The sequence below is a fragment of the Micromonospora lupini genome, from assembly GCF_026342015.1.
Classification (GTDB): Bacteria; Actinomycetota; Actinomycetes; order Mycobacteriales; family Micromonosporaceae; genus Micromonospora; species Micromonospora lupini_B.
Map to the genome: position 1 here is coordinate 538375 of NZ_JAPENL010000001.1, position 26689 is coordinate 565063.

General features: G+C 73.4%; 30 protein-coding genes. 17 read left to right on the forward strand and 13 right to left on the reverse strand.

Translation table 11 applies throughout. From position 1 onward, the window contains the following. The first annotated feature begins 94 nt into the window (after positions 1-94). From OOJ91_RS02445 to OOJ91_RS02460, 4 genes are all read left to right on the forward strand, one after another. Positions 95-439: a hypothetical protein gene (locus OOJ91_RS02445; RefSeq protein WP_266241901.1), complete on the forward strand. Its 345-nt coding sequence runs from the start codon at positions 95-97 to the stop codon at positions 437-439. Positions 440-497: 58 nt separating this feature from the next. Then, positions 498-701: a hypothetical protein gene (locus tag OOJ91_RS02450; RefSeq protein WP_266241902.1), complete on the forward strand. Its 204-nt coding sequence runs from the start codon at positions 498-500 to the stop codon at positions 699-701. A 154-nt stretch (positions 702-855) separates the two neighbouring features. Further along, entirely contained in the window at positions 856-1041 is a 186-nt protein-coding gene (locus tag OOJ91_RS02455) for a hypothetical protein (protein ID WP_266241903.1), read from the forward strand. Next, positions 1034-1462 carry a DUF2267 domain-containing protein gene (locus OOJ91_RS02460; RefSeq protein ID WP_266241905.1) on the forward strand — a complete coding sequence of 143 codons (429 nt, stop codon included), beginning with the start codon at positions 1034-1036 and terminating at the stop codon, positions 1460-1462. The genes OOJ91_RS02455 and OOJ91_RS02460 overlap by 8 nt, the downstream gene beginning before the upstream one ends. 36 nt (positions 1463-1498) lie before the next feature. Here the strand turns inward: OOJ91_RS02460 and OOJ91_RS02465 are convergent, their stop codons facing one another. Further along, positions 1499-2278, reverse strand: a complete 780-nt coding sequence (locus tag OOJ91_RS02465) for a DUF72 domain-containing protein (protein WP_266241907.1) — start codon at positions 2276-2278, stop codon at positions 1499-1501. Between the two features lie 157 nt (positions 2279-2435). On the opposite strand from OOJ91_RS02465, the gene OOJ91_RS02470 reads away from it, so the two are divergent. Both OOJ91_RS02470 and OOJ91_RS02475 read left to right on the forward strand, forming a co-directional pair. After that, entirely contained in the window at positions 2436-2741 is a 306-nt protein-coding gene (locus OOJ91_RS02470) for a hypothetical protein (RefSeq protein WP_007459745.1), read from the forward strand. Between the two features lie 9 nt (positions 2742-2750). After that, the gene (locus OOJ91_RS02475; RefSeq protein ID WP_266241909.1) at positions 2751-4025 is read left to right on the forward strand and encodes a cupin domain-containing protein; all 1275 of its coding nucleotides are present in this window, start codon (positions 2751-2753) and stop codon (positions 4023-4025) included. Positions 4026-4219: 194 nt separating this feature from the next. Here the strand turns inward: OOJ91_RS02475 and OOJ91_RS02480 are convergent, their stop codons facing one another. From OOJ91_RS02480 to OOJ91_RS02500, 5 genes are all read right to left on the reverse strand, one after another. Beyond that, the gene (locus OOJ91_RS02480; RefSeq protein ID WP_266241911.1) at positions 4220-4882 is read right to left on the reverse strand and encodes a hypothetical protein; all 663 of its coding nucleotides are present in this window, start codon (positions 4880-4882) and stop codon (positions 4220-4222) included. Next, positions 4879-7554, reverse strand: coding sequence for an FtsK/SpoIIIE domain-containing protein (locus tag OOJ91_RS02485; protein ID WP_266241913.1), 2676 nt, complete (start codon positions 7552-7554; stop codon positions 4879-4881). The genes OOJ91_RS02480 and OOJ91_RS02485 overlap by 4 nt, the downstream gene beginning before the upstream one ends. Next, positions 7547-8614 (reverse strand): hypothetical protein, encoded by a 1068-nt coding sequence (locus tag OOJ91_RS02490; protein WP_266241915.1) that lies wholly within the window; start codon positions 8612-8614, stop codon positions 7547-7549. Before OOJ91_RS02490 ends, OOJ91_RS02485 begins: the two co-directional genes overlap by 8 nt. Before the next feature lie 6 nt (positions 8615-8620). Continuing rightward, entirely contained in the window at positions 8621-8881 is a 261-nt protein-coding gene (locus OOJ91_RS02495) for a hypothetical protein (protein WP_007076395.1), read from the reverse strand. Positions 8882-9034: 153 nt separating this feature from the next. Beyond that, entirely contained in the window at positions 9035-9415 is a 381-nt protein-coding gene (locus OOJ91_RS02500; RefSeq protein ID WP_266241921.1) for a hypothetical protein, read from the reverse strand. 140 nt (positions 9416-9555) lie between these two features. On the opposite strand from OOJ91_RS02500, the gene OOJ91_RS02505 reads away from it, so the two are divergent. Genes OOJ91_RS02505 through OOJ91_RS02515 form a run of 3 tightly spaced genes read left to right on the forward strand, consistent with a single transcriptional unit; the run spans position 9556 to position 12673 of the window. Then, the gene (locus OOJ91_RS02505) at positions 9556-12111 is read left to right on the forward strand and encodes an ATP-dependent Clp protease ATP-binding subunit (RefSeq protein ID WP_266241922.1); all 2556 of its coding nucleotides are present in this window, start codon (positions 9556-9558) and stop codon (positions 12109-12111) included. Then, the gene (locus tag OOJ91_RS02510; RefSeq protein ID WP_266241924.1) at positions 12108-12323 is read left to right on the forward strand and encodes a hypothetical protein; all 216 of its coding nucleotides are present in this window, start codon (positions 12108-12110) and stop codon (positions 12321-12323) included. Before OOJ91_RS02505 ends, OOJ91_RS02510 begins: the two co-directional genes overlap by 4 nt. Beyond that, positions 12323-12673, forward strand: a complete 351-nt coding sequence (locus OOJ91_RS02515; protein WP_266241926.1) for a DUF3140 domain-containing protein — start codon at positions 12323-12325, stop codon at positions 12671-12673. The genes OOJ91_RS02510 and OOJ91_RS02515 overlap by 1 nt, the downstream gene beginning before the upstream one ends. A 55-nt stretch (positions 12674-12728) precedes the next feature. On the opposite strand, the gene OOJ91_RS02520 is transcribed toward OOJ91_RS02515, so the two are convergent. The 3 genes from OOJ91_RS02520 to OOJ91_RS02530 form a co-directional block, all read right to left on the reverse strand. Next, positions 12729-12974 (reverse strand): hypothetical protein, encoded by a 246-nt coding sequence (locus tag OOJ91_RS02520; RefSeq protein WP_266241928.1) that lies wholly within the window; start codon positions 12972-12974, stop codon positions 12729-12731. Positions 12975-13076: 102 nt separating this feature from the next. Next, complete coding sequence (locus tag OOJ91_RS02525; protein WP_266241929.1) at positions 13077-14048, reverse strand: LysR family transcriptional regulator; 972 nt, start codon at positions 14046-14048, stop codon at positions 13077-13079. 88 nt (positions 14049-14136) lie between these two features. Then, complete coding sequence (locus tag OOJ91_RS02530) at positions 14137-14745, reverse strand: hemerythrin domain-containing protein (protein ID WP_266241930.1); 609 nt, start codon at positions 14743-14745, stop codon at positions 14137-14139. Between the two features lie 175 nt (positions 14746-14920). Between OOJ91_RS02530 and OOJ91_RS02535 the strand changes: the two genes are divergently transcribed. Beyond that, the gene (locus OOJ91_RS02535; RefSeq protein WP_266241931.1) at positions 14921-16249 is read left to right on the forward strand and encodes a M20/M25/M40 family metallo-hydrolase; all 1329 of its coding nucleotides are present in this window, start codon (positions 14921-14923) and stop codon (positions 16247-16249) included. 30 nt (positions 16250-16279) lie between these two features. Then, positions 16280-16939 (forward strand): hypothetical protein, encoded by a 660-nt coding sequence (locus OOJ91_RS02540; RefSeq protein ID WP_266241932.1) that lies wholly within the window; start codon positions 16280-16282, stop codon positions 16937-16939. Positions 16940-17032: 93 nt separating this feature from the next. Here the strand turns inward: OOJ91_RS02540 and OOJ91_RS02545 are convergent, their stop codons facing one another. Beyond that, positions 17033-17224: a DUF5703 family protein gene (locus OOJ91_RS02545; protein ID WP_039906151.1), complete on the reverse strand. Its 192-nt coding sequence runs from the start codon at positions 17222-17224 to the stop codon at positions 17033-17035. Between the two features lie 200 nt (positions 17225-17424). Further along, positions 17425-18396, reverse strand: a complete 972-nt coding sequence (locus OOJ91_RS02550) for an aldo/keto reductase (RefSeq protein ID WP_266241939.1) — start codon at positions 18394-18396, stop codon at positions 17425-17427. A 187-nt stretch (positions 18397-18583) separates the two neighbouring features. Here OOJ91_RS02550 and OOJ91_RS02555 point away from each other — a divergent pair, with 187 nt between their 5' ends. Continuing rightward, positions 18584-19636, forward strand: a complete 1053-nt coding sequence (locus OOJ91_RS02555; protein ID WP_266241940.1) for an LLM class F420-dependent oxidoreductase — start codon at positions 18584-18586, stop codon at positions 19634-19636. After that, on the forward strand, positions 19633-20469 hold the full coding sequence (locus tag OOJ91_RS02560; RefSeq protein ID WP_266241942.1) for an undecaprenyl-diphosphate phosphatase: 837 nt from the start codon (positions 19633-19635) through the stop codon (positions 20467-20469). Before OOJ91_RS02555 ends, OOJ91_RS02560 begins: the two co-directional genes overlap by 4 nt. Before the next feature lie 63 nt (positions 20470-20532). On the opposite strand, the gene OOJ91_RS02565 is transcribed toward OOJ91_RS02560, so the two are convergent. Further along, on the reverse strand, positions 20533-21093 hold the full coding sequence (locus OOJ91_RS02565) for a hypothetical protein (protein ID WP_266241944.1): 561 nt from the start codon (positions 21091-21093) through the stop codon (positions 20533-20535). Between the two features lie 647 nt (positions 21094-21740). Here OOJ91_RS02565 and OOJ91_RS02570 point away from each other — a divergent pair. The 4 genes from OOJ91_RS02570 (at position 21741) to mshC (ending at position 25315) form a co-directional block, all read left to right on the forward strand. Continuing rightward, complete coding sequence (locus OOJ91_RS02570) at positions 21741-22454, forward strand: MSMEG_4193 family putative phosphomutase (RefSeq protein ID WP_266241946.1); 714 nt, start codon at positions 21741-21743, stop codon at positions 22452-22454. A 160-nt stretch (positions 22455-22614) separates the two neighbouring features. Next, positions 22615-23196, forward strand: coding sequence for a DUF3090 domain-containing protein (locus OOJ91_RS02575; protein WP_266241948.1), 582 nt, complete (start codon positions 22615-22617; stop codon positions 23194-23196). After that, positions 23193-24011, forward strand: a complete 819-nt coding sequence (locus tag OOJ91_RS02580) for an SCO1664 family protein (protein ID WP_266241950.1) — start codon at positions 23193-23195, stop codon at positions 24009-24011. The genes OOJ91_RS02575 and OOJ91_RS02580 overlap by 4 nt, the downstream gene beginning before the upstream one ends. Positions 24012-24076: 65 nt before the next feature. Continuing rightward, positions 24077-25315, forward strand: a complete 1239-nt coding sequence (mshC, locus tag OOJ91_RS02585) for a cysteine--1-D-myo-inosityl 2-amino-2-deoxy-alpha-D-glucopyranoside ligase (RefSeq protein WP_266241952.1) — start codon at positions 24077-24079, stop codon at positions 25313-25315. A 157-nt stretch (positions 25316-25472) separates the two neighbouring features. Here the strand turns inward: mshC and OOJ91_RS02590 are convergent, their stop codons facing one another. Continuing rightward, positions 25473-26681, reverse strand: a complete 1209-nt coding sequence (locus tag OOJ91_RS02590; RefSeq protein WP_266241954.1) for an alpha/beta hydrolase family protein — start codon at positions 26679-26681, stop codon at positions 25473-25475. Positions 26682-26689 lie beyond the last annotated feature (8 nt).

Here is a 26689-nt window from a genome sequence, read left to right on the forward strand (position 1 = left end):
ACCTGCGTTTCGGCACGGCGTGGGGTGCCTGTTGAACGGGGGTTGCTCGCACAGCCCGTCCCAGGGCCTTGACCGCCGCTAGGAGGCGTACCCAGTGAACGAAGCTACGCGGCCCGCGGCTGGGCCAACACCTCGCGCGTACCCGGTGCCCCGCGCCGAGGAATTCTGCGAGCAGCCCTACCTGACGTATGGCTGCCTTCGCACCATCGCCGAGGTGCTAATCGACCACGGCTTCCCACGTCCGCAGGGCCACGACTTCGTGGCGCTGCGCAACGCGGCGGAATGGTTCCTGTACGACTCGTGGGACTCCGACAGCGGGGTGCGCGACCAGGTGACGGCCGAAGGTCCGCCGCCGCTTCCGCCGGGCCGCGACGGCTACCCGGTGGGCGTCCGGCAACCGCGCAAACGGGGCAGGGGGTGCGGCGATGCCCGGAAGTGATGAGGGTGGCACCGGGCCTGCCAGCATCGCGATGGTGACGCCAGAGGAGCGCACAGCGATGATCGACGCCCTGCAAGGCGCCCTCGACGCGTACGCCGAGACGGGCGACCACGGCGCAGCGTCGGCGTCACCTACCGAGCGGGAGGTCGGCCGCTGGGCCGACGCCCGCGCGCAGGTAATCCGCGACCTACTGATCAAACTAGGTGTGCCCGACGAGGAGTACTACCCGAAGGCACCAGACCGGCTACCCGACAGCGTCTAGCCCTCGGGGTACCTGCTGCCCTCACGATCCCCCTCCTGGCCGACTCACCCGATCCGGGTGGGGCCGGCTCACCCGCCCGACCGGCACGGTGGACACGGTGGGTACGGCCGCGTGGAGGCGGTCGACGCCGGAGACGACACGGAGGTGACGGGCGATGACGGTTCGAGTGGTGACGGATCGACGGCGGGGCGCCGTCCTGCACGTGGTCGGCACGGCCGACAACACCAGGCGGGCGCCGCAGGGCACCCCGGTACGGGCTCGGCGCGGCCCGGTGGGACCGCCGCGACGCGCCGACGACCGACGGTGGGACACCGCGGAACGGGGGTCGACCGATGGCTGACGCGATGATCTCCGCCTTCGAGAGCTCGCTGGACAAGACGAACCTGATCCTCAAGGACATCGAGGCCGCCTACGGGTGGCCGAAGGAGCGGCGCAACCAGTCGTACGCGGCGCTGCGCACGGTGCTGCACCTGCTGCGCGACCGGTTGGCTGTCAACGAGAGCGTCGAGTTCGCCCAGCAGTTGCCGGTGCTGGTCCGGGGGATCTACTTCGACGGCTGGAACCCGTCGGACGTGCCGATCAAGCTCAACCGCGACGACTTCCTCTACGAGGTCCGGCAGGGCTTCCCGTACGACGCCGAGGGTGGCGCGGAGCGGGTGACCCAGGTGGTGCTGGACACGCTGCGTCGGCACGTCACCCAGGGCGAGTGGCAGGACGTGAAGGCGACCATGCCGAAGGATCTCGCCACGTTCATGCCGTGAGACCGTGAGCCCGTCCGGCGACGTCGTCGGGCGGGCTCAGCGCTGGGACGCGTCGGCCTCGGCCGGGGACGGCACCCGCGACACCTGACGACCGGCCCCACGGGCCAGCGCCGCGAAGGCGACCGCGTCGGTGACGGCCGCGCCGCCGGGGTCGTTGTTGAAATAGACGTACGCCGGCTCGTCCGCGCCGAACGCGTCAGCGAGCCGGCGGACCCACGAGCCGAGCGCGGTACGCCCGTAGTGCGGCCACGGTCGGGCCCGGCCCTCGTGCAGCCGCAGGTAGCCGAAATCGGTCGTACGCCAGCGGGGCGCCACCGGACGACCGAGACGATCCGCCCAGACCAGCGCCGCCCGCCGCCGTTCCAGGACGGCACGGGTGGCGTCGGTCCACCACGACGGGTGCCGCGGCTCGACCGCCACCCGCACCTCGGCCGGGAACAGCCGCAGCGTCGCGTCGAGCGCGTCGACGTCCGCCCGCAGGTTCGGTGGCAGTTGCAGCAGCACCGGCCCGAGCCGGTCACCGAGGGCCGTGGCCCGGCCGAGGAACCGCGCCACCGGCTCGGCCGGATCCCGCAGACGCTTGATGTGGGTGAGGTAGCGGCTCATCTTCACCGCCACGCAGAAGTCCGCAGGTGTCCGCGCCCGCCACGCCGCGAACGTCTCCCGCTCCGGCAGCCGGTAGAACGCGTTGTTGACCTCGACGGTGGCGAAGCCCGCCGCGAAGTGCTCCAACCAGAGTCGCTGCGGCAGCCGCTGCGGGTAGAACCGGCCCCGCCAGTCCCGATACTGCCAACCGGAGGTGCCCACCAGGATCACCTCCCCATCCTGACACCGACCGCCACCGCCCGCGAACCGCCCGTGTCGCCCCGGTTCGGCGTCTACGGTGTGGGTTAGAGAAGATCGCGCGTGGGGTACCACCCGCAGCACGACGGACCCCGGCGTACGGCGGGGCGGCACACCCGAGGGAGTACCGATGGCACTCAACGACGATGACATGCAGACCACTGGCGGCGGCGGCCTGGAGGGTCCGGCCGATGGTGGCGCGACCCCGGGTCACCAGGACGGCGGCGCCGATGGCGGCGCGGAGGGTCCGGCCGACGGCGGCGCGACCCCGGGTCACCAGGACGGCGGCGCCGATGGCGGCGCGGAGGGTCCGGCCGACGGCGGCGCGACCCCGGGTCACCAGGACGGCGGCGCGGACGGTGGCGCGGAGGGTCCGGCCGACGGCGGCGCGACCCCCGGCCAGCAGGACGGCGGCGCCGACGGCAGCGCCCGGTAACGGACCGTCATGACGCACCTCGACCCGCCGGGCGGCCACGGCCGCCCGGCGGTTCCGTCCGCGAGCGCCGCCGCCGCGCTGGCCCGCTGTGTCTCGGTCGAGCCGGCCAAGTTCGCCGCCGCGCACTGGGGGCACACACCGCTGCTGTCCCGCGCCGCCGAGCTGCCCGATCCGACCGGCTTCACTGACCTGTTCAGCCCCGCCGACGCCGACGAGCTGCTCAGTCGGCGCGGTCTGCGTACCCCGTTCCTGCGGGTCGCCAAGGACGGCCAGCTCGTCCCGGCGGCGCGCTGGACCGGCGGCGGCGGCGCGGGCGCGGAGATCGGCGACCAGGTGCTCGACGAGCGGGTCCTGGAGCAGTACGCCGCCGGCGCCACCCTGGTCCTGCAGGGCCTGCACCGGATCTGGCCGCCGCTCGTCGACTTCGCCCGTGACCTGGGCCTAGCGCTGAACCAGCCGCTGCAGATCAACGCCTACCTCACCCCGGCGGGCAGCCAGGGCTTCGCCACCCACTACGACACGCACGACGTGTTCGTGCTCCAGGTCGACGGGCGCAAGCACTGGCGGATCCACCCACCGGTGCTGCCCGACCCGCTGGAGAAGCAGACGTGGGGCGGTCGGGCCGACGAGGTCTCCGCCACCGCGCAGGGTCCCGCCGCGCTGGACGTGGTGCTCGCCCCCGGCGACGCCCTCTACCTGCCACGAGGCTGGCTGCACAGCGCGCAGGCCCAGGACGCCAGCTCGCTGCACCTGACCGTGGGCATCCGCGCGTTGACCCGCTACGCCCTGGTCGAGGAGCTGCTCGCGCTGGCCGCCGAGGACCGGCGGCTGCGTGCCAGCCTGCCGTTCGGCACCGACGTGGCCGACCCGGACGCGATCGAGCCGGAGCTGACCGAGACGGTAGAGGCGCTGCGGGACTGGCTGCTGCGCGCCGACCCGGCCGCCGTCGCGGCGCGACTGCGTCAGCGCGTCTGGCCGGCCGCCCGACCGGCGCCGATCCGGCCGCTCGCCCAGGCCGGCGCCGTGGCCGCGCTGGACGCCGACTCCCGGGTCATCCTGCGGCCGGGCCTGCGCTGGCAGCTCGTGCCGCACGGGTCGGCCCAGGTGGCGCTGCGCCTGTTCGACCGCACCATCACCCTGCCGGCGGAGTGCGAGCCGGCGGCCCGCGCCCTGCTGAGCGGCACGGTCACCCGGGTCGGTGACCTGCCCGGCCTGCCCGACGACGCCGACCGGGTCACCCTGGCCCGCCGCCTGCTGCGCGAGGCCGTCCTGGTCCCGGCCTGAAGCTGCCCGCCGGTGTGCGCCAGCGGGGCGTGCGCTCGTCGGCGTTGATCGACTCGGTTTTCAGGAAGTCGCGGCGTCTCAAGGGCTCGGATACCGCGGTTTCCTGGAAACCGAGTCGACCACGCTGCCGGTGCGCCCCGTCTGGCGGGGGCGGCGGGAGCGCCCGGCCTGGCGTGAACCGCCAGGCGGAGGGGTCAGCGGCCGAGGACCAGTAGCAGCGCGGTGGCCACCAGGCCGGCGCCGAGCACCACTGTGATCGGGCGCGGGCCGAGCAGCGCGTGCCGGCGGTCGGCCAGCACCCGTGCCGGCACGAGGCCGATCAAGGGTCCGAGCAGTGTCACCACCAGCGCCAGCACCGGCAGTCCGACCGCCAGGTCCCCGCCGTACCCGACGCCGAGCGCCCGCGCGCCGGAGCCCAGCGCGTACGCCACCACCGCGCCGACCACCCCGCAGAGCGCCAACAGCGGGTTGACCGAGCCCGGCAGCTCACCCGGTTGCCCGGCCCGGTCGAGCAGGTCCCGGGCCCGGCCGAGCAGCGCCACCGGCTCGCCTGCCGCACTGCCGTTGGTAGGCGTCGGCGGGGCGCCGAGACGGCGGACGCCGAGGCGGGCCCGCACCTGCTGCCACAGGTGCGCCACCTCGGCGTCGACGTGTTCCTGCTCCTCGCGAGCCGCGACCAGCTCCTCCTCGGCGCGACGTACCTCGTCGGCGGCGTCGGTGACGGCCCGCTCGGCCGCCGCGCACTGCCGCTCGTACCACGTCTGCGCCTCGGCGCGCTGCTCGCGGACCCGGGCGGTCAGCTCGGCCAGTCGCCGCAGCTGCGCCGTGTACGTCTCACTGCTCACCGGCTGGTTCATCGCGACGGTCCATAGGGGATGAGCACCTGGCCGGTGCGGTGCACCGCCCGGTCGAAGAAGAGCCCGCGCCACGGTCGGGGATACCAGTCCGGGCCGCCGGTGCCCGGGTAGAGCGAGGCGCCCAGCTCGCCGCCGTGCGCGTCGAGCGCCACCCAGGCGCCGATCTGGTCGGTGCGGGCGGCCGGGCCGCCCAGGTCCGCGCGCATCCGCGCCACGCCCCGCCACCAGGCCAGCACGTGGGTACGCCGCTCCGGCCCGTCGTGCAGGATCCGACGAAGCTGCTCCAGGCCGGTACGCCCACTCGTCCGCGCGGCGAGGGCGCCGGCCGCCGCGTCGACAGCGAACAGCAGCAGGTAGTGCGGGGTGCCGGGGCCGGACAGTCCGTTGACCGTCTCGCTCATCAACTCGCCGACGGTCTCCTCGTCGTACCAGGCGGCGTCGTCGGCCAGGTCGTCGTAGAGCGCGCGGGCGATCGGATCGGCGTCCGGGTCGAGGCACGCGATGGAGAACCGGGCGGTGCCCGGCGGGTGCTGGCGGGCCAGCGACCGGGCGGCGGAGTCGAGCACCGCGCACGCCTCGTCCACCCGCGTGCCCAGCACCGCCAGGTTGCGGCCGGGCGCGCGCGGCAGCCGCAGCGCCGCCGAGCGGGACTGCACGTCGATGATCTCGCCGAGCAGGGCCACCGGGTTGCGCGGCGCGCGGCCGTCCGTCGGGGCGGCGAGCGCCCGGAAGTCCGGGGCCTCGTCGAGCCGGGGGATCGCGTCACCGTCGAAGAGCCGGGCCGGCGCGGCGTCCGGCGGGCGCATCCGCCACAGCCGGTGTTGCAGGCCGCTCCACGTCTCCCAGTCGCTGGCCGACGGGATCCGGGCGACCTCGTTGCCCTCCACCATGCCCGACTCGGCGTTGACCACCGCGTGCCAGCGGGGCAGCGACTGCGCGGCGTCGTTGCGCTCGGCCAGGATCCGCAGCGCCTTGGGCAGCGCGATCCGCAACGTGAACTGGGCGACAAGCGCCGGACGGCCCCACAGCGCCTCGATGCCCCGCACGTCCTGCGAGGCGAGCACCAGGTGGATGCCCTGCGACCGGCCGCGGCGGGCCAGGTCCTCCAGCAGGTCGGCGGCCTCCCGGGCGACCACGTCCCGGCCGGCCAGCAGCATCTGGAACTCGTCGACCACGGCGACGATCCGGGGCCAGTGCCCGGTCGGGTCGACCGCGCGCAGCTCGGCCAGCTTGGTCACCTCGTGCTTCTTGGCGGCGTCGGCGCGGCGACGCAGCTCGTCGGTGAGGAACCGCAGCAGCGCCAACCCGAACTCCCGGTCGGTGTTGACGTTGATGCCGACCAGGCGCATGTGCGGCAGCCAGCTCGGGTCGCGTCGGCCCTGCGCGAACCGGGCGAAGGACACCCCCTCCTTGAAGTCCAGGAGATAGAACTCCAGTTCGGCGGGGGAGTAGCGGGCGGCGAGGGCGCCGATCCACGCGAAGATCAGGTTGGTCTTGCCGGTGCCGGACGGGCCGCCGATAAGCGCGTGCGGTGGATAGTCGCCAAGGGTCAGGCGCACCGGTCGGCCCTGCGGCCCCTCGCCGATCGGGGCGGTCAGGCCGCTTGCCGAGTCCTCCCGCCACATCTGCTCCGGTGGGGGCAGCAGGTCGGCGAACGGGGTCGGTGGCGGGCCGGCGTTGACCTGGGCCGCGATGTCCCGGCAGGTCTCGGTGACAAGCGTCGCCGGTGGCGGCGGATCCAGTCGGACCGACAGGCCGGACGGGCCGCCGATCCACGCTCCGGACGACTCGGTCACCACCCGCGTCACCGTCGGGTCGTCCGGCAGGGGGATGCCCCGGACCACCAGGTGCACCCCGCAGGCGGCGCCGGCGCGGACCACCCGTTCGAGCTGTCCGCGCTCGTGCCGGTTCAGCTCGTCGCCGCCGAGTAGTACCGCCACCCGCCAGGGCTCGGGCCGACGGCCGGTCGCCGAGGCCAGCTCCCGCAGTGAGCCGTGTTCGCCGGCCAGCACCGTCTCGTTGATGCGGCGGATCTGCTCGACCAGGTCGTCGAGCAGCGGACCCAACCCGCCGGGGCCGACGAAGGTGAGCAGCCCCGCGGTGCCCAGGGGCGCGAAACCGGCCAGGCCGCCGCCGAGGTGCTCCGGGTCGTACCCGACGAGTCGTACCCCACCCGGGTCGGCGCGACCGACGGCCCGCAACAGCAACGCGGACACGACCGCGTCGCAGCCGGCGCGGTCGTCCCCGGACAGGTGAACGTGCCCGGCGTCGAGTAGCGGCACCAGCGCGGGCACCGGGTCGACGTCGTCGATCCGGACCGTGCCGACCCGCAGCGCGCCGGGCGGCTCGGCCCGGCGGGTGGGCGTCGGCGTCCAGCCTTGCCAGTCGGCGCCGGCGCAGCCGGGCGCCTCCCGGCGGGCGGCGTCGGCGGCGTGGCGGGCCAGCTCGGCGATCCGGGTGGCGTGCCGGGCGTCGATCTCGGCGAGGCGACGGTCGCGTTGGACGCCCACCCGCTGCGGTACGACGGCTGCCGCTCGCCGGACCCGGGTCAGCCGTTCGCGGCCCGTGGTCAGCTCGGCCTGGGCTGCCGACAGCCGGGTACGCGTGGCGCCCAGCGCCTCCCCGAGGGTGTCCCGGATCCTGGTGGCCAACTGGCCGCGCCGGTCAGCCATCGGAACCCCGCCGGGCCGGCGCGTCTCGCCACGGGCTGCCCGTTCGCGGCGGCGGCCCGGCGCTCCGCTGCGGCACGGCGCCGCCGGACGCCTGCCCGGTGCGACCGCGCGCACCCGCGCCGCCGGAGGGTGTGTCGGCGGCCGCTTTCCCGGAGCGTTGCTCGGCGGGGCGCGGACTCGCGCCGGCGGAGTCCTGGCCACCGGTGGCCTGCGGCGTGCCGGTGGCGACGGTCAGGTCCCGGCCGAGGCGGGCGAGCAGCAGCCCGGTCGCCACGCCGGCGGTGACCGCGGAGTCGGCGGCGTGTGTCGGCTCCCCCGACGCGCGGGGTGGCGGCATCCGGCACACCCGGGTCAGCAGCGTCTCCAGCACCGGCGGCGGCAACCCGGGCAGCAGGTCCCGGACCCGCCCGTCCAGTTCGCCGCGCAGCCGGCCGAGGTCGGCGGCGCGGGGCGGATGCCCCAGCAGCTCGCCGGCCAGCTCCCGCAGCAGCGGCGGCGCGAGCGCGGCCATTCCGAGCCCCACGTCGGCCGACGCCCGGCGCAGCTCGCTGCGCAGCCGGTCCCGGTCACCGGCGCGTACCCCGCCGACGACCCGGCGCAGCAGCTCCTGCGAGTCGCGCAGCCGCTCGTCGGGCTCGTCGGGGCCGCCGTCGCGTCCGCCTGTCAACTCCGCCACCCGCACCGACCACCAGCGGCGCATCCGCACCTGCTCGGCCTGCTCCGGCGCCACGGTGGTCGGCCCGTCCGGCGGGGCCGCGTCGTGGCGCGGGTCGCGTTGCTGGGGACGCGGCGCCGGGGCGCCGTCGCCGGCCAGCCCGATCGCGGCCAGGTACGCCGACAGCTGCTCCTGCGCCACCCGCAGCGCGAAGTTGGCGCTCTCGGCGTGCTCGGTCGCGGCGGACAGCTCGGGCACCCCCATCGGGTTGGCCGACTCCTGTCGGACCCAGCGCAGCCGTTCGGCGGCCAGGCCGAACTTCTCCAGGGCCTGCCCGAGCAGGCCGACCGGGAACTCCTCGCTGGCCGCGCGGACCTGGCCGCCGATGTCCTCGATGATGGACACGGTGGCCTACAGGGTGGAGACGTAGAGCTGCGCCTGCTCGACCGCGACAAGTGTCGCGGCGAGACACTCCTCCAGCTCCTGGCTGGCCTGGGTCAGCGACGCCTGGGCCGCCTCGACAGTCTCGTGGCCGCTGCCCTCCAGCGCGCCGGCCAGGGTCTGCTGCGCCTCGGCGAGCTTCTCACCGGCCGCCTGGACGGCTGTCTGCCCGTCGCCGATCTGTTGGAGGGCGACATCGATGGCAGCCTTCAGCTCGGCGACGCTCGCCACGGCGGAACCTCCTGGGGGCGGGGAGATCTCCATTAGAGCCTACTGGCGTCCGTGGGAGAACATCCGCCCTGTCGGTGTTCCTGCCCGGCTGACCGTTAACCCCCCGGAAGTGCTGGGAGTCCGTTCTGTGGGATCTCCCGGCATGAGAATGTCTCAACTATCGCGGAGCCAGCGCGGGCCGTACACCTCGGCGCCCAGGGCGGTGACCCGCTCGCGCAGCTCCCGGTCGGCGGTGACCACCAGCCGACGGCGCTGCGGCGCCGCCTGCACCAGCTCGACCACCGTGTCGTCGCCCGAGCCGGGGGCGGAGACCACGCGGACGTCGTCGGTGCCGGGCACGTCCCGGGCGGCGCCCTCGACCACGAGCACCACCTCGACCGGGGCGGTCAGACGGGCGGGCAGACCGGTGGCGGCCACCGGGGCCAGGGAGTCCCGCAGCCGCGCGGCGGCCCCGGCCCGGTCCCGCCACCACCCGTTCGGGCGGGAGCCCACCACGTTGGCGCCGTCCACGATCAGCAGCGGGTTCTCAGTCATGCCGCAAGCCTGCCACCCGGGGCCGGCGTCGGCCGGACGCCACTCCACAACGCGGGGTGCGCCGCCCCGTGCGGCGTTTGTCGGGCCGAGCGCCGGGTAGCCCCTGGCGACCGTGCCGCGCCCGACTGCGGAGGACAGACATGATGGGACCCGGTGACATCGGCTCCGACCCGTGGGACGAATTCCTGGCCCGGTACTTCGGCCGGGGTGAGGGAGGACGCCGACCGCCGCACCGGGTCGACATCACCCGACTGATGACCGCCGACGCCCGGGAGATGCTTGCCGACGCGGCCCGCCGCGCCGCGCAACGGCAGAGCAACGACCTGGACACCGACCACCTGCTCTGGGCGGCCCTGCAACGTGAACCCCTGCGCGACCTGGTACGCCGGGCCGGCGCCGACCCGGACACGCTGCTCAACGCGTTGGGCGGCAAGGGCGACGGCGCTCCGCGCGGGGAGGTGCCACCCAACCTGTCGCTGACCCCGGCGGCCAAGCGGGCGCTGCTCGACGCCCACCAGCTGTCGCGGGCGATGGGTGCCAACTACATCGGCCCCGAGCACATCCTGATGGCCCTGCCGCTCAACCCGGAGTCGCCGGCCGGGCGGATGCTGGCCGCCGGCCGGATCCAACCCGAGTCGTTGCAGGCCGCCAATGCCGAACGTGGCCCGATGACCGGGCCGAAACCGGACCGCGGCACCCCGACCCTGGACCAGTACGGGCAGGACCTCACCGACCTGGCCCGCGCCGACCAGATCGACCCGGTGATCGGTCGGGCGGACGAGATCGAGCAGGCCGTGGAGATCCTGTCCCGGCGGACCAAGAACAACCCGGTGCTGATCGGCGAGGCCGGTGTCGGCAAGACAGCCATCGTCGAGGGCCTGGCCGAGCGGATCTGCGACGGCGACGTGCCGCAGACCCTGCTCGGCAAGCGCGTGGTGCAGCTCGACCTCGCCGGCCTGGTCGCGGGCACTCGCTACCGGGGCGACTTCGAGGAGCGCCTCAAGAAGGTGATCGACGAGATCCGGGCGCACCGGGACGAGCTGATCATCTTCCTGGACGAGATCCACACCCTGGTCGGCGCCGGCGGGGCCGGCAGTGAGGGCGGAATGGACGCGTCCAACATGCTCAAGCCCGCCCTCGCACGCGGCGAGCTGCGGGTGATCGGCGCTACCACGCTCGACGAGTACCGCAAGAGCATCGAGAAGGACGCCGCCCTGGCCCGGCGGTTCCAGCCGGTGCTGGTGCCCGAGCCCAGCGTCGACGACACGATCGCCATCCTGCGCGGCCTGCGCGACAGGTACGAGGCCCACCACCAGGTGCGCTTCGCCGACGAGGCGCTGGTCGCCGCCGCCGAGCTGTCCGACCGGTACGTCACCGACCGGTTCCTGCCGGACAAGGCCATCGACCTGATCGACCAGGCCGGCGCCCGGGTCCGGCTGCGCACCCGCACCCCGGCCTCCGACGTGCGGGAGCTGGAACAGCAGCTCGACGACGTACGCCGGGACAAGGAGCAGGCCGTCACCGACGAGCAGTACGAGCGGGCGTCGGCGCTGCGCGACCGCATCTCCGAGCTGGAGGAGGAGATGCGCCGCGCGAACGGGGCCGACGGCCCGACCTCCCAGGTGCCCGAGGTGGGCCCGCAGGAGATCGCCGAGGTGGTCTCCCGAGCTACCGGCATCCCGGTCAGCCAGCTCACCGAGGAGGAACGCGACCGGCTGCTGCGTCTGGAGGGCCACCTGCACGAGAAGGTGGTCGGGCAGGACGACGCGGTCACCGCGGTGGCCGAGGCGGTGCGTCGCTCCCGCGCCGGGCTGGCCGACCCGGAACGGCCGATGGGCAGCTTCCTGTTCCTCGGGCCCACCGGCGTCGGCAAGACCGAGCTGGCCCGGGCCCTGGCCGAGGCGTTGTTCGGCGAGGCGGACCGGATGGTCCGGGTGGACATGAGCGAGTTCCAGGAGCGGCACACGGTCAGCCGGCTGGTCGGCGCCCCACCCGGGTACGTCGGCTACGAGGAGGCCGGTCAGCTCACCGAGGCGGTGCGCCGTCGCCCGTACGCGGTGGTGCTGCTCGACGAGATCGAGAAGGCGCACCCGGACGTGTTCAACATCCTGCTCCAGGTGCTCGACGACGGGCGGCTCACCGACAGTCAGGGCCGCACGGTGAACTTCAAGAACACCGTGCTGATCATGACGAGCAACCTCGGCTCCGAGTTGATCACCGGCGCGCAGCGGGCCGTCGGTTTCGGCACCGGGGACGTGGGCAGCGAGCAGGAGAACGACGAGCTGCGCGAACGGCTGATGCGCCGCCTCCAGGAGAACTTCCGGCCGGAGTTCCTCAACCGCATCGACGAGGTCATCATCTTCCGCCGCCTGGAGGCCGAGCAGTTGCGCGACATCACCGCGCTGCTGTTGGAGGAGACCCGCCGTCGGCTGCACGCCCAGGACATCCAGGTGGAGTTCACCACCGCAGGCATCGACTGGCTCGCCGAGCACGGCTACCAGCCGGAGTTCGGCGCCCGCCCGCTGCGCCGGGTCATCCAACGGGAGGTGGACAACCACCTGTCGCGGATGCTGCTGGAGTCGGCGATCTCGCCCGGACAGAAGGTCACCGTGGACGCCCGCGACGGGCAGCTCACCTTCGACGTGACCGCGGGCGAGCGGGGGTACACCGCCGCCACGACAACACACCCGCGATGACTCCGCCCGCGCGACGAGACGACCACGAGAACCCGCACGAGGACGCGGAGTCCGCGAAACACCGGGACGAGGACGACGACCATCCCGACCCGATCCTGGCGCCCCCGACCGCGAACCCGCGCCGCACGCGGGTGCCCGCCGAGGGCCTGCATCCGAAGACCGACCAGGACGACCCGGAGACGTCGGGTCACCATCGTCGAGAGGAGACCTGATGGTACGCGACACGCGGCTCGACCCCGAGGTGGAAGTGCTCTGGGAGGACTTCCACGCCGAGGTCAACGTCCCGTCGGAGCAGCTGCGTACCTGGCTGCTGACCCGGGGCTCCGGCGAGGAGTCGTTCAGCCCGAACCCGGACCTCGACCTGCCCCAGCCGGGACGGGAGATCCTCAAGGTGCTCAACAAGCGCAAGGTCGACCTGACCCCGGAGGACATCGAGGTGATGCGGGAGGCGGTCGAGCGCATCCGCGAGCTGACGGACGCCAAGCCCCGGCGCGGCAACGCCGACGACGAGTGGCGGCACTCCCTGCTCGACCTCGGCCACGACCCTCTCGTCGAACGCTGAGCGCTGCCGTACGCGACGGTGCCGTCCCGGTCCGGGGCGGCACCGTCGCCTGTCGCTACTGGCCCTGGTCGGGTTCCAGGCTGCCGATGGTCAGCCCCGCCGCGTCGGCGGCGGCGTCGCGCTCGCCCCGGGTCTGGTCCTCCCGGGTGAGCAGGTTGGCGTACTCGGTGACGTCGGCCGGGTCGGGCACCTCCGGCAGCCGGCGCAGGAACGCCTCCACCTGGCGGGTGGCGGCGGTGTGCGCGGCGGCGGCCTGGCGGAGCAGCTCCCGGTCGTCGGCGGGCGGGTAGAGATCGGTCATGTCCGCCAGATACCCGGACAGCGGCCGTTCGCACCGCCACCGAGCAGCCAGAAGCCCTCGTCCCGGTCGCGGCCCGGCAGACCCTGCGCGGCTCGCCGGGGGTCAGACCCCGCTGGGCTGCCGGACGCCGAAGCCCGGGTTGCGCACCAGCCAGTCCAGGTAGGTGGGGTGCGGGGCCAACGAGTCGGTGTACGCCGCCTTCGCCGTCGCCAGCAGCAGCTCCGCGTCCCCGGCGGCGGGCGAGTCCGGGTGCCACCCCAGCAGCAGCCGCCAGCGTAGCGGGACACCGGCCAGCCGTCGGGTGACCAGGCCGGCGACCGGGCGGAACGTCGCCTGGCAGAGGGCCACCGCAACGCCCGCCTCCACCAGGTCGACGCAGCCGCGGATGTCGGTCTCGTACACCTTGCGCGGGGTGAAGCCGGCGCGGGCGCACGCGGCGGCGAAACAGTCGCCGAAGCAGCCGTCGCCCGGCGCGGCCACCCACTGCTCGTGACCCAGGTCCGCCAGGCGCACCTCGGCCCGCTCCGCGAGCGGGTGGCTCTCCGGCAGCAGCACCAGCACCGGGTCGATGGCCACCTCGCGCCAGCTCAACCCGAACGCGGCCGACGGGGTGGCGTCGCCGCACACGCCGGTGAGGGCGAAGTCCAACCGCCCGCCGGCCACCAGCTGCGCCAGCTCGTCCACCGACCACGAGGCGTACGTGGTGATCTGGGCGGGGGGCTGCTCGGCGGCCAGCCGGTGCACCAACCGGCCCAGGATCGGGCTGTTCACGCCGCCGAGGCGGTAGCAGCGGGGCGCCGCGCCCGCGCCGGCGAGCCGTGCCGCCTCGTCCTGCAGGCCCTTCATCGCCGGCAGCAGCACCCGGGCTCGGGCGAGCACCAGCTCACCGAGCGCGGTGGGCCGGGCGCCGCGCCGGTCCCGGTCGAACAGCGGCCCGCCAAGCGTCCGCTCGATCCGCTGGAGCTGGGCGGTGAGCGCCGGCTGGGCGAGCCCGAGCGTCGACGCCGCCTTGGTCACACTCCCTGTCTCCGCGATCGCGCAGACCACCCGCAGGTGTCGCAGCTCCAGGTTCATACGGTGACGGTAGGACTACGCCGCAGCCTGCGGAAGGGGCCGAGCGGATCGGTGACATTGAATGCATTACGGGGCGCGGCCCGCGCTCTCAGTCGCGCGGCGGCTCCGGCAGGTCCGCCAGGTACGTCGGCCGTCGCGTCACCGCGTCGCGGACCTTGTCCACCACACCCACCGCCGGCTCGACGATCCGGTTCCACGGCGGCGTCGCCGGAGTGCCCGGGTGTGGTCGGGTCGGCGCGGCCTCCTCGGCGATCTCCAACCGGTTGCCCAGCCGGATCAGCTCCTCGGAGGTGGCCACCGCGCGCAACTCGGTCACGAGCGCGCCCACCCCGTCGACGTGGCGGCGGACTCGCTCCGCGACCTCGGTCAGGGTCTCGTCGGACAGCCCCTGCAGAGCGGCCAGCAGCGCCGCGTCGGCGTCGATCTCGGCGTCCACCCGGGCGGACTCCGCCGGCAGCGCCGCCCGCACCGCCGGCAGCAGGTACTGCTCCTCGGCGGAGACGTGCCGCGACAGCGCGGCGGTGAGCACCGCCAGCCCCTCCTGCGGCGTGGCGTCCGGGCCGGTCAGCTGGTCCACGAGAGCCAGCAACTGCCGGTGTTCCCGGTCCACGATGTCGGCGACGCTGCGGCCGCCGGGCCGGTAACCCGCCTCGGGCGCGGGCGCGGGCGGCAACGGGGGCAGGGGAACGGCGGACATGATGCCCTCCTCGACTGGCGGGCGGAAGCGCCGGCAGGGGGATGTGCGGTCGTTGGCGGCGGTACCCGAACGCGGACGCCGCGAAACCGGCAGGGGGATCCGCCGACCTGTTCGCCCGGCCCCGTCACGTCGGTGCGCCGGCTCGCCGGTCACCCCGGGCTGGTATGAAGGGGCGATGACGAGCGACGCCTCCTCCGCCCGACCGGACCCCACCGCGGAGGTCGTGGACCTCTGCCGCGACCTGCTGCGCATCGACACCACGAACACGGGGGACAACGACACAAGCGTCGGCGAGCGCCGGGCAGCCGAGTACGTGGCGGAGAAACTCGCCGAGGTGGGCGTCGAATCGGTCCTGCACGAGTCCGCGCCCGGCCGGGCCAACGTGGTGGCCCGCATCCCCGGCGCCGACCCGAGCCGGGGCGCGCTGCTGGTGCACGGCCACCTGGACGTGGTGCCCGCCGACGCCGACGAGTGGTCAGTACACCCGTTCTCCGGCGAGGAGCGCGACGGCTACCTGTGGGGCCGCGGCGCCATCGACATGAAGGACTTCGACGCGATGGTGCTCGCCGTGGTGCGGCACTGGCAGCGCACCGGCGTACGGCCCCCGCGCGACATCGTGCTCGCGTACACCGCCGACGAGGAGGCGGGCAGCGACTACGGCGCGCGTTTCCTGGTGGACAACCACCGTGACCTCTTCGACGGCTGCACCGAGGCGATCGGCGAGGTCGGCGGCTTCTCCTACTCGGTCAACGACAGCCAGCGGCTCTACCTCATCGAGACCGCCGAGAAGGGCATCGACTGGCTGCGCCTGCACGCCAAGGGTCGCCCCGGGCACGGGTCGATGGTGCACGACGACAACGCGGTAACCGCCCTCGCCGAGGCCGTGGCCCGCATCGGCCGGCACCGCTTCCCGGTGGTGGTCACCGACACCGTACGGGCGTTCCTCGAGGAGGTCTCCGACCTGCTCGGCATCGAGCTGGACCCGAACGACCCGGAGACGGCCATCGCCAAGCTCGGCCCGATCGCCAACATCATCGGGGCGACCATCCGCAACACGGCCAACCCGACCCGCCTCAGCGCCGGCTACAAGGACAACGTCATCCCCGGCCGCGCCACCGCCACCATCGACTGCCGCAGCCTGCCCGGCCAGTCCGAGCTGCTGGAACGACAGCTGCGCGAGCTGGTCGGCCCGGACATCACCATCGAGTACGTCCAGCGACAGCCGGCGCTGGAGACGACCTTCGACGGTGACCTGGTCGAGGCCATGTCGGCGGCGCTGCGCGCCGAGGACCCGGGCGCCCGGCCGGTGCCGTACATGCTCTCCGGCGGCACCGACGCCAAGGCGTTCTCGCAGCTCGGCATCCGCTGCTTCGGGTTCGCGCCGCTGCGGCTGCCCGCCGACCTGAACTTCTCGGCGTTGTTCCATGGCATCGACGAGCGCGTTCCGGTCGACGGACTACAGTTCGGCGTGCGGGTTCTCGACCGGTTCCTCCGCAGCTGCTAGCCGTTCTCCATCGTGAAGGGACTGCCCCACATGACCGACCAGCACGGTGAGCTGGACGCCGCTCTCGAGCGGGTGATCGAAGCGGCCCGCCACCACCTGGCCGCCGTTCGCGCCGCCCAGGGCCGCGTCGACGACGACGACGTCTGGCAGGCGTACGTGGCGTTGAACAACGCGTCCTTCGCCTACGACGAGCAACTGCTCGACGCCTTCGGCGAGGTGACCCCGTGGGACGTCGACTCGATCGACCCGGACGAGGCCGACGAGCGCTTCGGCGGCGAGGGCGCCGAGGCCAGCGACCCCCATCCGCGAGTGATCTCGGTGCGTCAACGCCGCGACTACCGGGTGCCGAGCATCTCCGCGCTGCTGCGGGCGGCCGAGGCCGCTCGGCGCGAGGGCACCCCGGAGGACGACGAGCCGGCGCCGGTGGAGGGTGTCGGCGAGGCGGTGCTGGAGCTGCTGCAGAGCGGCGACGGCTCGCTCGGCGCGCTTGACGTGCCCGAGCTGGAGCCCCTCGACGGGGTTGTCATGGTCAGCGAGGTGGGCACACCAGTGGATCTGGAGTCGTTCGACGACGACGACGCGGTCGGCCCGTTCCAGCCGGCGAGCGACGACAGGCTCGTCGGTCGACTCGACGAGCATCCGTTCCTGGAGCTCGACGACGACCACGACCACGCCGGACACCAGCACTAGAGCCGGCGTCCCCGGCACCACGCCACGCGAGGCCGGGGCCCGAACCGTTCGCGGTTCGGGCCCCGGGCGTGTCACCGCCCGTCCGGCCCGGCGTCAGTACGACAGGCCCGGCTGCGGCTGGTTGACCCGCCGACGGCGCAGCATGACCTGCCGCGTTCCGTCGCGGAACAGCCGCACCCGGGCCAACTCCCATCCGGAGAACTCCGCCTGGATCGCCAACTGCGCCGCGGCGGTCAACCGGTCGACGTTCGGCGGCAGCCGTAGCGGCGCGTACTCGTAGTCCATGCCCTCCATGCTGCCCAGCCCAGCGGCCGTTCGCCACCCCCTCCGGGGTGACCAACGCCGCTGCCGTGCGTGGTTCCTGCCGTCCCGGGCGCCCGCGGGTGGTCTTCGCCGCGCGGAGGCCGCCCACGATTCGGAAGACGCCCCGGTCAGCGCGATCCGATGAGCGCCCCGGTCAGCGCCGCCCCGGACAGGGCCCGGGGTCAGCCGTCGCGCTCGGGGTAGCCGATCGGCACCGACGAGACGTCGTCAAGCGCGGTGGTGATCTCCTCGGGCAGTGTGATCCGCTCCACCTGCAGCGCGCCGAGCAGCTGCCCGACGGTCCGGGCGCCGAGGATCGGCGCTGTCACCCCCGGCCGGTCCCGGATCCACGCCAGCGCCACCTCCAGCGGCGACACCCCCAGGCCGCCGGCCGCGGTCGCCACCGCCTCCACGATGCTGGAGCAGCGCGGCTCCAGGTACGTGGAGACGAACCGCTCGAAGTGCGGCGAGGCGGCCCGCGAGTCCGCCGGCCGGCCGTGCCGGTACTTGCCGGTGAGCACGCCCCGACCCAGCGGCGACCAGGGCAGCACGCCGAGGCCCAGCGCGTCGCACGCCGGCAGCACCTCCCGCTCCACGCCCCGCTCCAGCAGCGAGTACTCCACCTGGGCGGCGACCACAGGCGCCCGGCCCGGCCAGGCCGTCTGCCACGCGGCGGCACGCGCGGTCTGCCAGCCGGAGAAGTTCGACACCCCCACGTAGCGGACCTTCCCGCTGGCCACCGCGTGGTCAAGCGCCGCGAGGGTCTCTTCGAGGGGGGTGTCCGGGTCGTACCCGTGCACCTGGAACAGGTCGACGTGGTCCGTGCCGAGCCGGCGCAGCGACGCCTCCAGGGTGCGCAGCAGGTGGCCCCGGGAGCCGTCGCGACGCCTGCCGCTGCCCGGGCGCAATCCCGCCTTCGTGGCGATCAACAGCTCGTCGCGCGGTACGAGGCCGCCCAGCAGCGACCCGATCACCGACTCGGCGTCGCCGTCGCCGTACACGTCGGCGGTGTCGATCAGGTTGCCGCCCGCGTCCAGGTAACTCTTCAGCTGGGCGGCCGCATCGTCGGCGTCGGTGTCCCGGCCCCAGGTCATGGTGCCGAGCGCGAGCCGCGAAACCGCCAGCCCGCTTCGGCCGAGCGGTCGCTGTTGCATGGGTGAACCTTATTTCGAACCCGCCGCCACCGATATCCTCGCTCCCGTCATCTCTGCCGGTTCTGCCGGTTCCGCCTCCGCCGGACACCGCGACGGACGGGGGATCATTGGCGGTGAGCCGGTGATCGAGTCCGTTTTCGGCATTGCGTAACCTGGTGCGACCTGTGCCACGGATGGGGGAGGACCAGTGCGACTCGGGCTCAACCTTGGATACCAGACGGCGTGGAGCACACCGGCCGACCACCTGGCGCTGGCCCAGGAGGCGGATCGCCTCGGCTACTCGGTGGTGTGGGCGGCGGAAGCCTACGGCTCCGACTCGCCCAGCATGCTCGCCTGGATGGCCGGCCAGACGCAACGGATCGACGTGGGTGCCGCGGTGATGCAGATCCCCGCCCGTACGCCGGCGGCCACCGCGATGACCGCCGCCACCATCGACGCGCTCTCCGGCGGCCGGTTCCGGCTGGGCCTCGGCGTCTCCGGCCCGCAGGTCTCCGAGGGGTGGCACGGTGTGCGGTTCGCCAAGCCCCTCGGCCGGACGCGCGAGTTCGTCGACATCGTCAAGCTGGCCGTCGCCCGTAAGGAGGTGGCGTACGACGGCGAGCACTACACACTGCCGCTGCCCGACGGCCCCGGCAAGGCGCTCCGGTTGAGCTTCCACCCACCCCGCGAGCACATCCCGATCTACCTGGCCGCGGTCGGTCCGAAGAACCTGGAGCTGGCGGGCGAGATCGCCGACGGCTGGCTGGCCGTGTTCTACGCCCCGGAGTTCGCCGACGAGCACCTCGCCGCCGTGGCCGCCGGGCGGGCCACGGCCGGCAAGGAGCTGGCCGGCTTCGACGTGGTGCCCTCCGTGCCTGTCGTCATCGGCGACGACGTGGCCTCCTGCGCCGAGCTGGTGCGCTGGTACGCCGCGCTCTACGTCGGCGGGATGGGCAGCCGGACGCAGAACTTCTACAACCAGCTCGCCACCCGGATGGGTTACGGCGATGCCGCCCGCGAGGTCCAGGACCTGTACCTGGCCAAGCGGCAGCGCGACGCGGCCGCCGCGGTGCCGATGGAGTTCATCGACCGCACCTCACTGCTCGGCCCGAAGGAGCGCATCGCCGAACGGATGCGGGAGTACGCCGCCTCCGGCGTCACCACGCTGTCGGTGACCCTGTTCGTGGCCGACCGGGACAGCGGCGTGCAGACCCTGCGTACCGTCGCCGAGGCGCTCGACCTCTCCGGAGTCGGCGAGTGACCTGGATCGAGGCCATCGTCCTGGGCATCGTCCAGGGGCTTACCGAGTTCCTGCCGGTCAGCTCGTCGGGGCATCTGCGGATCACCTCGGCGATCTTTTTCGAGCGCGACGCCGGCGCGTCGTTCACCGCCGTCACCCAGCTCGGCACCGAGGCGGCCGTGCTGATCTACTTCGCGAAGGACATCTGGCGGATCACCCGTACCTGGCTGGTGGGTCTGCGCGACCGTTCGGTGCGCTCCAGCCTCGACTACCGGATGGGCTGGTACGTGATCGTCGGCTCGATCCCGATCGGGCTGTTCGGGTTCCTCTTCAAGGACCAGATCAAGACCGCCGGGCGCAACCTGTGGGTGGTGGCGACGACCCTGATCGTGTTCGCGTTCGTGCTGGCGTTCGCCGAGTACTGGGGCCGGCAGACGCGCACGCTTGAGAACTTCCGCATGAAAGACGGCGTGGTCATGGGCTTCGCCCAGGCCATGGCGCTGGTCCCCGGAGTGTCCCGCTCCGGCGGCACGCTCACCGCCGGCCTGCTGCTCAACCTGACCCGGGAGGCGGCGGCGCGCTACTCGTTCCTGCTGGCCATCCCGGCGGTGGTGATGTCCGGGGTCTTCAGCCTCGGCGACGTCTTCGAACCGTCCGCCCCGGGCACGTCCGTGCCCACCGTGGCCCAGACGATCGTGGCCACCGCCATCGCCTTCGGCATCGGGTACGCGGCAATCGCCTGGCTGCTGCGCTACGTCGCCCACCACACCCTGTACGTCTTCGTGCTGTACCGGGTCGCGCTTGGCACCCTGGTCCTGGCCCTCCTGCTGACCGGCACGATCACCGCCACCTGACCACCCGGAACACGCCGATGGCCGGCACCCGGGTTCGGGTGCCGGCCATCCGTGCTGTGCGGGTCAGCTGTTCCAGTGCTGGGTGACGAGGTCGGTGGCCTGCTGCTCCCACTGGGCGTAGGCGTCGGGGTAGGCGGAGACCTGGACGGTCTGCGCGGCGTCGGTCAGGGGCATGTCCTGCCAGCCGTCGACCTGACGCAGGCCCTTGAGGAACGCTGTGGTGGAGTACTCCGGGTTGGTGATCTGCTCGGGGGTGCCCCAACCACTGGACGGGCGCTGCTGGAACAGGCCCAGCGAGTCGTGGTCGTTGGCGTCGCCGAGGTGACCCAGGTTGTCGAGCTTCGACTCCTGCAGGCTCGTCGCGATGGAGATGACCGCGGCGCGTTCGGGCAGGCCGGCCTTCTTCGTGGCGGCGATGATCGCCTTGGCGTTGGCCGTCTGCTCACCGTTGAGGTCGATGTGCGACTGGTCGCCCTGCGGCTTCGGCGCCGCGGTGTGCACGGCGACCGCGACCGGCTTGCCGTCGACGGGGTTGGCGTGGGCGGCGATCGGGCCGGCGAAGACACCACCGGCGAACGCGAGACCAGCAACCGACAGCATGCTCTTACGGAAGATCGTGTTCATCAGGGGTAGCTCCTTCGGGGGTAGGAACACCCACGCGACCGACGGGGGTCGGCACGGCGGGGGTGTGAGCACCTCGTCCGGCGCTGCAGATTCAGAGGGGGGAAAGTCTCAGGGTCGGCGGCCTGCGAGCGGGGGCTCGTGGCGCCGGGACCGTGTGTAACGACCGTCGGGCCGGGGTGATTCCCGGAGCCGGGCTGCCGGGCTGCCGGGGTGCCGGATCGGGCCGGTGCGCTCGGCGGCCTGTGGTCGTTCGGGGATCGGCAACGGCCCGAACCGGCCGGCCATTCCCGCCCTCACGACGGGGGCGGGCGGCGGTGGCCGTGGTCGTGGTCCTGCGATCGTCAGGGTGTGTAACGACCCCAGGCCCGCCACGATTCCGGCCCACGAGTGCCGCCGGTCACACCTTGGCGGCCCCAGAAACGGACATCCGACCCAGCCGGCCCCGAACCTAGCAGGTCCCGCAGAACACCCCGGGATGATCGACTCCGGATCGGCGATATCGCGGCATCCGGTTAGCGGGACAGCCCCACATCGCCGATATCGTGTCGATCACCCCCCTCCGACCCGTGATACCTCAGCAATCGGGACATCGGACCCGAGGGTGGTGCGGAGCCCGTGGCGATCGGGGGCGTGGCGCAGGCCCTAGGGTGGTCGGTGTGGCGACCCTTCTGCTTCTGCGACACGGCCGTACCACGGCGAACGCCGACGGCGGCCTGGCCGGTCGGCAACCGGTCGAGCTGGACGACACCGGGCGCGCCCAGGCCGCCGCGGTGGGCGAACGGCTGCGCGCGGTGCCACTGGCCGCGGTCGTCACCAGTCCGTTGATCCGCTGCCGGCAGACCCTGGAGCTGGCGTTGCCGCAGGCCACGCCAGTGGTCGAGGACGGGCTGATCGAGTGCGACTACGGCAGCTGGGAGGGGCAGCCGCTGAAGAAGCTCGCCAAGGAGCCCCTCTGGCCGGTGGTCCAGCAGCACCCGAGCGCGGCGGTCTTCCCGCAGGGGGAGGCGATGGCGGCGATGGCGGCCCGTGCGGTGGCGGCGGTCCGCGCGTGGGACGCCCGGGTGAGCGCGGAGCACGGGTCCGAGGCGGTCTGGTTGGCGTGCAGCCACGGTGATGTGATCAAGGCCATCGTGGCGGACGCGCTCGGCGTACACCTGGATGCCTTTCAGCGGATCGTGGCCGACCCGGCGTCGGTGACGGCGATCCGGTTCACGCCGCTGCGACCGTTCCTGGTCCGGCTCAATGACACAGGCGGTGACCTCGCCGCGCTGGTTCCGGCGCCGCGAAAGCGGCGGCGGCGGACGGCCCGGGCGGCCGACTCGGACGCCGCCGTCGGTGGCGGGGCGGGTGCGTCGCGGTGAGACGCACGCGGACAGCGTCCCCGGTCACGGCGGCGTCGGCGGACGTCCGGAAGGCCGCCACGCCCGGGTGTGGCGCCCGCTACACCGGGCGCGCCGCCCCTGCGGCGATTCGGGTCGGTGGGGTGCGCGACGCCATGGTGGGCCGGATAGGGTCGTGGGTATGACCCACCAGGTGCACGCCTTCGAACCGCCGGAGCGGTTCGTCGCCGGGACTGTCGGGGCGCCGGGGGAGCGCACGTTCTTCCTGCAGGCCCGCGGCGGCGGCAGGCTCGTCAGCGTCGCGCTGGAGAAGGTCCAGGTGTCCCTGCTCGCCGAGAAGCTGGAGGAGCTGCTCACCGAGGCGCAGCGTCGCTTCGGGGTGGACCTGCCCGAGCTGGCGCCGGTGGTCGGCGACAACGAGCCGCTTGACACTCCGGTCGACGAGGAGTTCCGGGTCGGCACCCTCGGGCTGGCCTTCGACGTGGACACCGCGACCGTGGTGATCGAGGCGATCGCCGCCGGCGAGGTGGAGCCCGAGGTCGAGCTGGGCGACGAGGACGACGAAGACGACGAGGACGAGGACGAGGAGCCGGACGAGGACCTGGACCGGCTGCGGGTCCGGCTCACCCCGCAGGCCACCCGCCAGTTCATCGAGCGGGCCCGGCGCGTCGTCAACGCGGGCCGGCCGCCGTGCCCCCTGTGCGGCCAGCCGTTGGATCCCGCCGGGCACCTGTGCCCGCGGCACAACGGTTACCACAGGTGACCTTGCCCGGCATCGAGCCCCTGCGCGACGGTGACGCCGCGCTGCGGCTGCTGCGCGACGGCACGCTCGACCTGGAGGGTCGGCTGGTCGACGCGTCGAACACCACCCTGCGGGGCATCCTGACCCTCGACGGCGTCACGGCCCGCTGCGTCTACAAGCCGGTGCGGGGCGAGCGCCCGCTGTGGGACTTCCCGGACGGCACCCTCGCCGGGCGGGAGGTGTCGGCGTTCCTGGTCTCCGCTGCCACCGGTTGGGGTCTGGTGCCACCTACCGTGCTGCGCGACGGGCCGTTCGGTCCCGGCTCCTGCCAGCTCTGGATCGACGAGCCGGACGACGCCGAGCCGCTCGTCGGGTTCGTGCCGGCCGACGAGCTGCCGCCACGCTGGTTCCCGATCGCCGCCGCGCGGGACGACGACGGCGTCGCGTACGCCCTCGCGCACGCCGATGACCCCCGGCTGGCCCGTCTCGCGGTGCTCGACGCAGTGATCAACAACGCGGACCGCAAGGGCGGCCACGTGCTGGTCGGCGCGGACGACCGGATCTACGGCGTGGACCACGGGGTGAGCTTCCACGTCGAGGGCAAGCTGCGGACGGTGCTCTGGGGTTGGGCTGGCAAGCAGTTGCCGCCGGACGCCGTGGAGATGCTCGACGGGCTCGCCGGGCAGGTCTCCGGTGCGCTCGGCGACGAGCTGGCCGATCACCTGACGATCAGCGAGGTCGCCGAGCTGGCCGCCCGCATCGACGTCCTGCGGCAGACCTGTCGCTTCCCGCAGCCGCCGGAGGACTGGCCGGCGGTGCCCTGGCCGCCCATGTGAGCGCTGTCATCTTGATCACCCGTGGGGCGGCCCGGTGCCGCCTGAGGGCTGGTTAGGCTGAGGTCATGGAGTCTTGGGCGGGACACGAGGTGCCACGGCTGCCGGGCAGGGGCGAGCCGTTGGCGTTGTACGACTCGGCGCGGCAAAGTGTCCACCCGAGCGAGCCGGATGACGCGGGAAGCATGTACGTCTGCGGCATCACCCCGTACGACGCGACCCACCTCGGCCACGCCGCCACCATGATCACGTTCGACCTGGTGCAGCGGATGTGGCGTGACGCCGGCCGCCCGGTGCGCTATGTGCAGAACGTCACCGACATCGACGACCCGCTGCTGGAGCGGGCCGCCCGCGACGGCGAGGACTGGGTGGTCCTGGCCATGCGGGAGACGGCGCTGTTCCGCGAGGACATGGAGGCGCTGCGGATCATCCCGCCGGAGCACTACGTGGGCGCCGTCGAGTCGATCCCGGACATCGCCGACAAGGTCGAGGTGCTGCTCAAGGACGGTGCCGCGTACCGGCTCGACGACGGCACCGGCGACGTCTACTTCGACATCTCCGCCACCGGCCGGTTCGGCTACGAGTCGAACCTGACCCGCGAGCAGATGCTGGAGATCTTCCCCGAGCGCGGCGGCGACCCGGACCGGGCCGGCAAGCGGGACCCTCTCGATCCGCTGCTGTGGCGCGGCGCCCGCGAGGGCGAGCCGTCCTGGCCGGGCGGGGAGCTGGGTCCCGGCCGCCCGGGTTGGCACATCGAGTGCGCGGTCATCGCGCTGAACCTGCTCGGCGACCGGATCGACGTGCAGGGCGGCGGCAACGACCTGCTGTTCCCGCACCACGAGGCGTCCGCGGCGCACGCCGAGAGGTTGACCGGGCAGGCGCCGTTCGCCGAGCACTACGTGCACGCCGGGATGATCGGCCTGGACGGCGAGAAGATGTCCAAGTCCCGCGGAAACCTGGTCTTCGTGTCCCGGCTGCGCGCCGACAAGGTCGACCCGATGGCGATTCGGCTGGCGTTGATCTCCGGGCACTACCGCGGTGACCGCACGTGGACCGACGAGCTGCTCACGGCCGCGCAGGAGCGCCTGGACCGCTGGCGGCGGGCCGCCGCCGCGCCCGCCGGGCCGTCCGGAGCCGAGCTGCTGGCCGGGGTACGCGAACGCCTGGCCGACGACCTGGACACCCCGGGCGCCCTGGCCGTGGCGGACCGTTGGGCCGACGCGGCGCTGTCGGGCGCTGCCGATGACGCCGACGCCCCGGCGCTCTTCGCCCGGACGGTGGACGCCCTCCTGGGCATCCGCCTCTGACCCGGGCGCGTTGATCGACTCGGTTTCCCGGAAGTCGCGGTGTCCGGACGCCTGCGACGCACCGCTTTCCAGGAAGCCGAGTTGACCAATCGCTCAGCCCGGAACCAGGCCGGGGTCGGGGGTCGCGGCGCGCGCCCTCGCGGCGTCGACGATCGGGCTACGGAATGATCCTCACCTCGGGGAAGGCCCGGCTCGGCCCGCTCAGGAGGTGGCCGCCCCGGTGCCGCAGGTGCAGGTCGAAGAAGGCCAGCGGGTACGCCTGCCCGATGCGGACCGCGCGGGCGGGGTCGAGATTGCCGATCCAGCCGACGAGTTCCTCGTCGCTCATTCCGATGACCCGTGCCAGTTGCGGAATCAGCCACTGGTTGTCGCCGTAGGACGAGTGGACCGCCCCGGCGGCTTGGACGTTGAGTCGCCACCCGCGTAGGTGTGTGAAGAACTCGGCGACGGCGGGCTCCGTGGCCCGGGTGAACTCCGCCGTCATCAGCATGAACGGCCGGTACAGGTCGGTGGTGGGCAGCGGCTGCGACTGCATCGGGCCGTCCAGGCTCAGCCCCGCTCGGATCCGCCGGTCGGTGCCCATGGTCAGGGCCGTCGCCGTGCCGCCCTTCGACCAGCCGAACATGCCGATCCGGCTCAGGTCGAGGGCGGCGCCCAGCCCGGCCGGCAGCGGTGCGTGGTCGACGTCGGGGTTGCCCCCGGCCGCGAGTTCGGCGATCTGTTCGAGGACGAACCGGACGTCCCGCGTGTAGGTCCACGGGGTGGCGTGGAAGTCTCCCTCCTCGACGGTGACGCGGCCGTCGGGAAATTCGCTGAACCCGTCATAGGTGTGGTCCACCGTGACGACCACGTAACCGTGGCTGGCGAGTTCCTGCACCACGATTGTGGTGTCCGAGCGGTGGCTGCCGGCGCCGTGCGAGTACAGGATCACCGGCAGTCGCCGGCCCGGGTGCCGCAACACCGGAGCGCCCTCGTGCCCGGCGGTCAGGGGCGCCAGCGCGGCGTCGGGGTCGAATCCGGCGGAGTCCAGCAGCACGCGCATCGACCCGGGGGTCATCCACGGGGCGAGCGGGTGCCGCCGCACGTCCCGGGCGGGGTACCACAGGCTGACCATCAGTTCCCGGTACCGTTCCGGCCCGGCCAGCGGGTCCGGCTGCGACCGGTCGAGCAGGTGCAGCGGCACCGTGCCCACGCGGTACGGCCCGGTCGGCGCGGGCAGGGTGAGCCGGACCAGACCCGGGTCGGCGGTGGCTGCCGTGGCCCGGCCGGCGATGCCCAGCGGCACGCTGACCCCGGTCGCCAGCGCCGCTCCGACAAGGCCGCGGCGCGTTATTACCCGTCCACCCACCGGCTGCACGGTTTCCATTCGTCCTC

Excerpts from the sequence above, each read along its gene's own strand:
- OOJ91_RS02450 (WP_266241902.1), top strand. The coding sequence starts at position 498 with ATGATCGACGCCCTGCAAGGCGCCCTCGACGCGTACGCCGAGACGGGC.
- OOJ91_RS02455 (WP_266241903.1), top strand. The coding sequence starts at position 856 with ATGACGGTTCGAGTGGTGACGGATCGACGGCGGGGCGCCGTCCTGCAC.
- OOJ91_RS02460 (WP_266241905.1), top strand. The coding sequence starts at position 1,034 with ATGGCTGACGCGATGATCTCCGCCTTCGAGAGCTCGCTGGACAAGACG.
- OOJ91_RS02470 (WP_007459745.1), top strand. The coding sequence starts at position 2,436 with ATGGCACTCAACGACGATGACATGCAGACCACTGGCGGCGGCGGCCTG.
- OOJ91_RS02475 (WP_266241909.1), top strand. The coding sequence starts at position 2,751 with ATGACGCACCTCGACCCGCCGGGCGGCCACGGCCGCCCGGCGGTTCCG.
- OOJ91_RS02480 (WP_266241911.1), bottom strand. The coding sequence starts at position 4,882 with ATGAACCAGCCGGTGAGCAGTGAGACGTACACGGCGCAGCTGCGGCGA.
- OOJ91_RS02485 (WP_266241913.1), bottom strand. The coding sequence starts at position 7,554 with ATGGCTGACCGGCGCGGCCAGTTGGCCACCAGGATCCGGGACACCCTC.
- OOJ91_RS02500 (WP_266241921.1), bottom strand. The coding sequence starts at position 9,415 with ATGACTGAGAACCCGCTGCTGATCGTGGACGGCGCCAACGTGGTGGGC.
- OOJ91_RS02505 (WP_266241922.1), top strand. The coding sequence starts at position 9,556 with ATGATGGGACCCGGTGACATCGGCTCCGACCCGTGGGACGAATTCCTG.
- OOJ91_RS02510 (WP_266241924.1), top strand. The coding sequence starts at position 12,108 with ATGACTCCGCCCGCGCGACGAGACGACCACGAGAACCCGCACGAGGAC.
- OOJ91_RS02515 (WP_266241926.1), top strand. The coding sequence starts at position 12,323 with ATGGTACGCGACACGCGGCTCGACCCCGAGGTGGAAGTGCTCTGGGAG.
- OOJ91_RS02520 (WP_266241928.1), bottom strand. The coding sequence starts at position 12,974 with ATGACCGATCTCTACCCGCCCGCCGACGACCGGGAGCTGCTCCGCCAG.
- OOJ91_RS02525 (WP_266241929.1), bottom strand. The coding sequence starts at position 14,048 with ATGAACCTGGAGCTGCGACACCTGCGGGTGGTCTGCGCGATCGCGGAG.
- OOJ91_RS02530 (WP_266241930.1), bottom strand. The coding sequence starts at position 14,745 with ATGTCCGCCGTTCCCCTGCCCCCGTTGCCGCCCGCGCCCGCGCCCGAG.
- OOJ91_RS02535 (WP_266241931.1), top strand. The coding sequence starts at position 14,921 with ATGACGAGCGACGCCTCCTCCGCCCGACCGGACCCCACCGCGGAGGTC.
- OOJ91_RS02540 (WP_266241932.1), top strand. The coding sequence starts at position 16,280 with ATGACCGACCAGCACGGTGAGCTGGACGCCGCTCTCGAGCGGGTGATC.
- OOJ91_RS02545 (WP_039906151.1), bottom strand. The coding sequence starts at position 17,224 with ATGGACTACGAGTACGCGCCGCTACGGCTGCCGCCGAACGTCGACCGG.
- OOJ91_RS02550 (WP_266241939.1), bottom strand. The coding sequence starts at position 18,396 with ATGCAACAGCGACCGCTCGGCCGAAGCGGGCTGGCGGTTTCGCGGCTC.
- OOJ91_RS02565 (WP_266241944.1), bottom strand. The coding sequence starts at position 21,093 with ATGAACACGATCTTCCGTAAGAGCATGCTGTCGGTTGCTGGTCTCGCG.
- OOJ91_RS02575 (WP_266241948.1), top strand. The coding sequence starts at position 22,615 with ATGACCCACCAGGTGCACGCCTTCGAACCGCCGGAGCGGTTCGTCGCC.
- mshC (WP_266241952.1), top strand. The coding sequence starts at position 24,077 with ATGGAGTCTTGGGCGGGACACGAGGTGCCACGGCTGCCGGGCAGGGGC.
- OOJ91_RS02590 (WP_266241954.1), bottom strand. The coding sequence starts at position 26,681 with ATGGAAACCGTGCAGCCGGTGGGTGGACGGGTAATAACGCGCCGCGGC.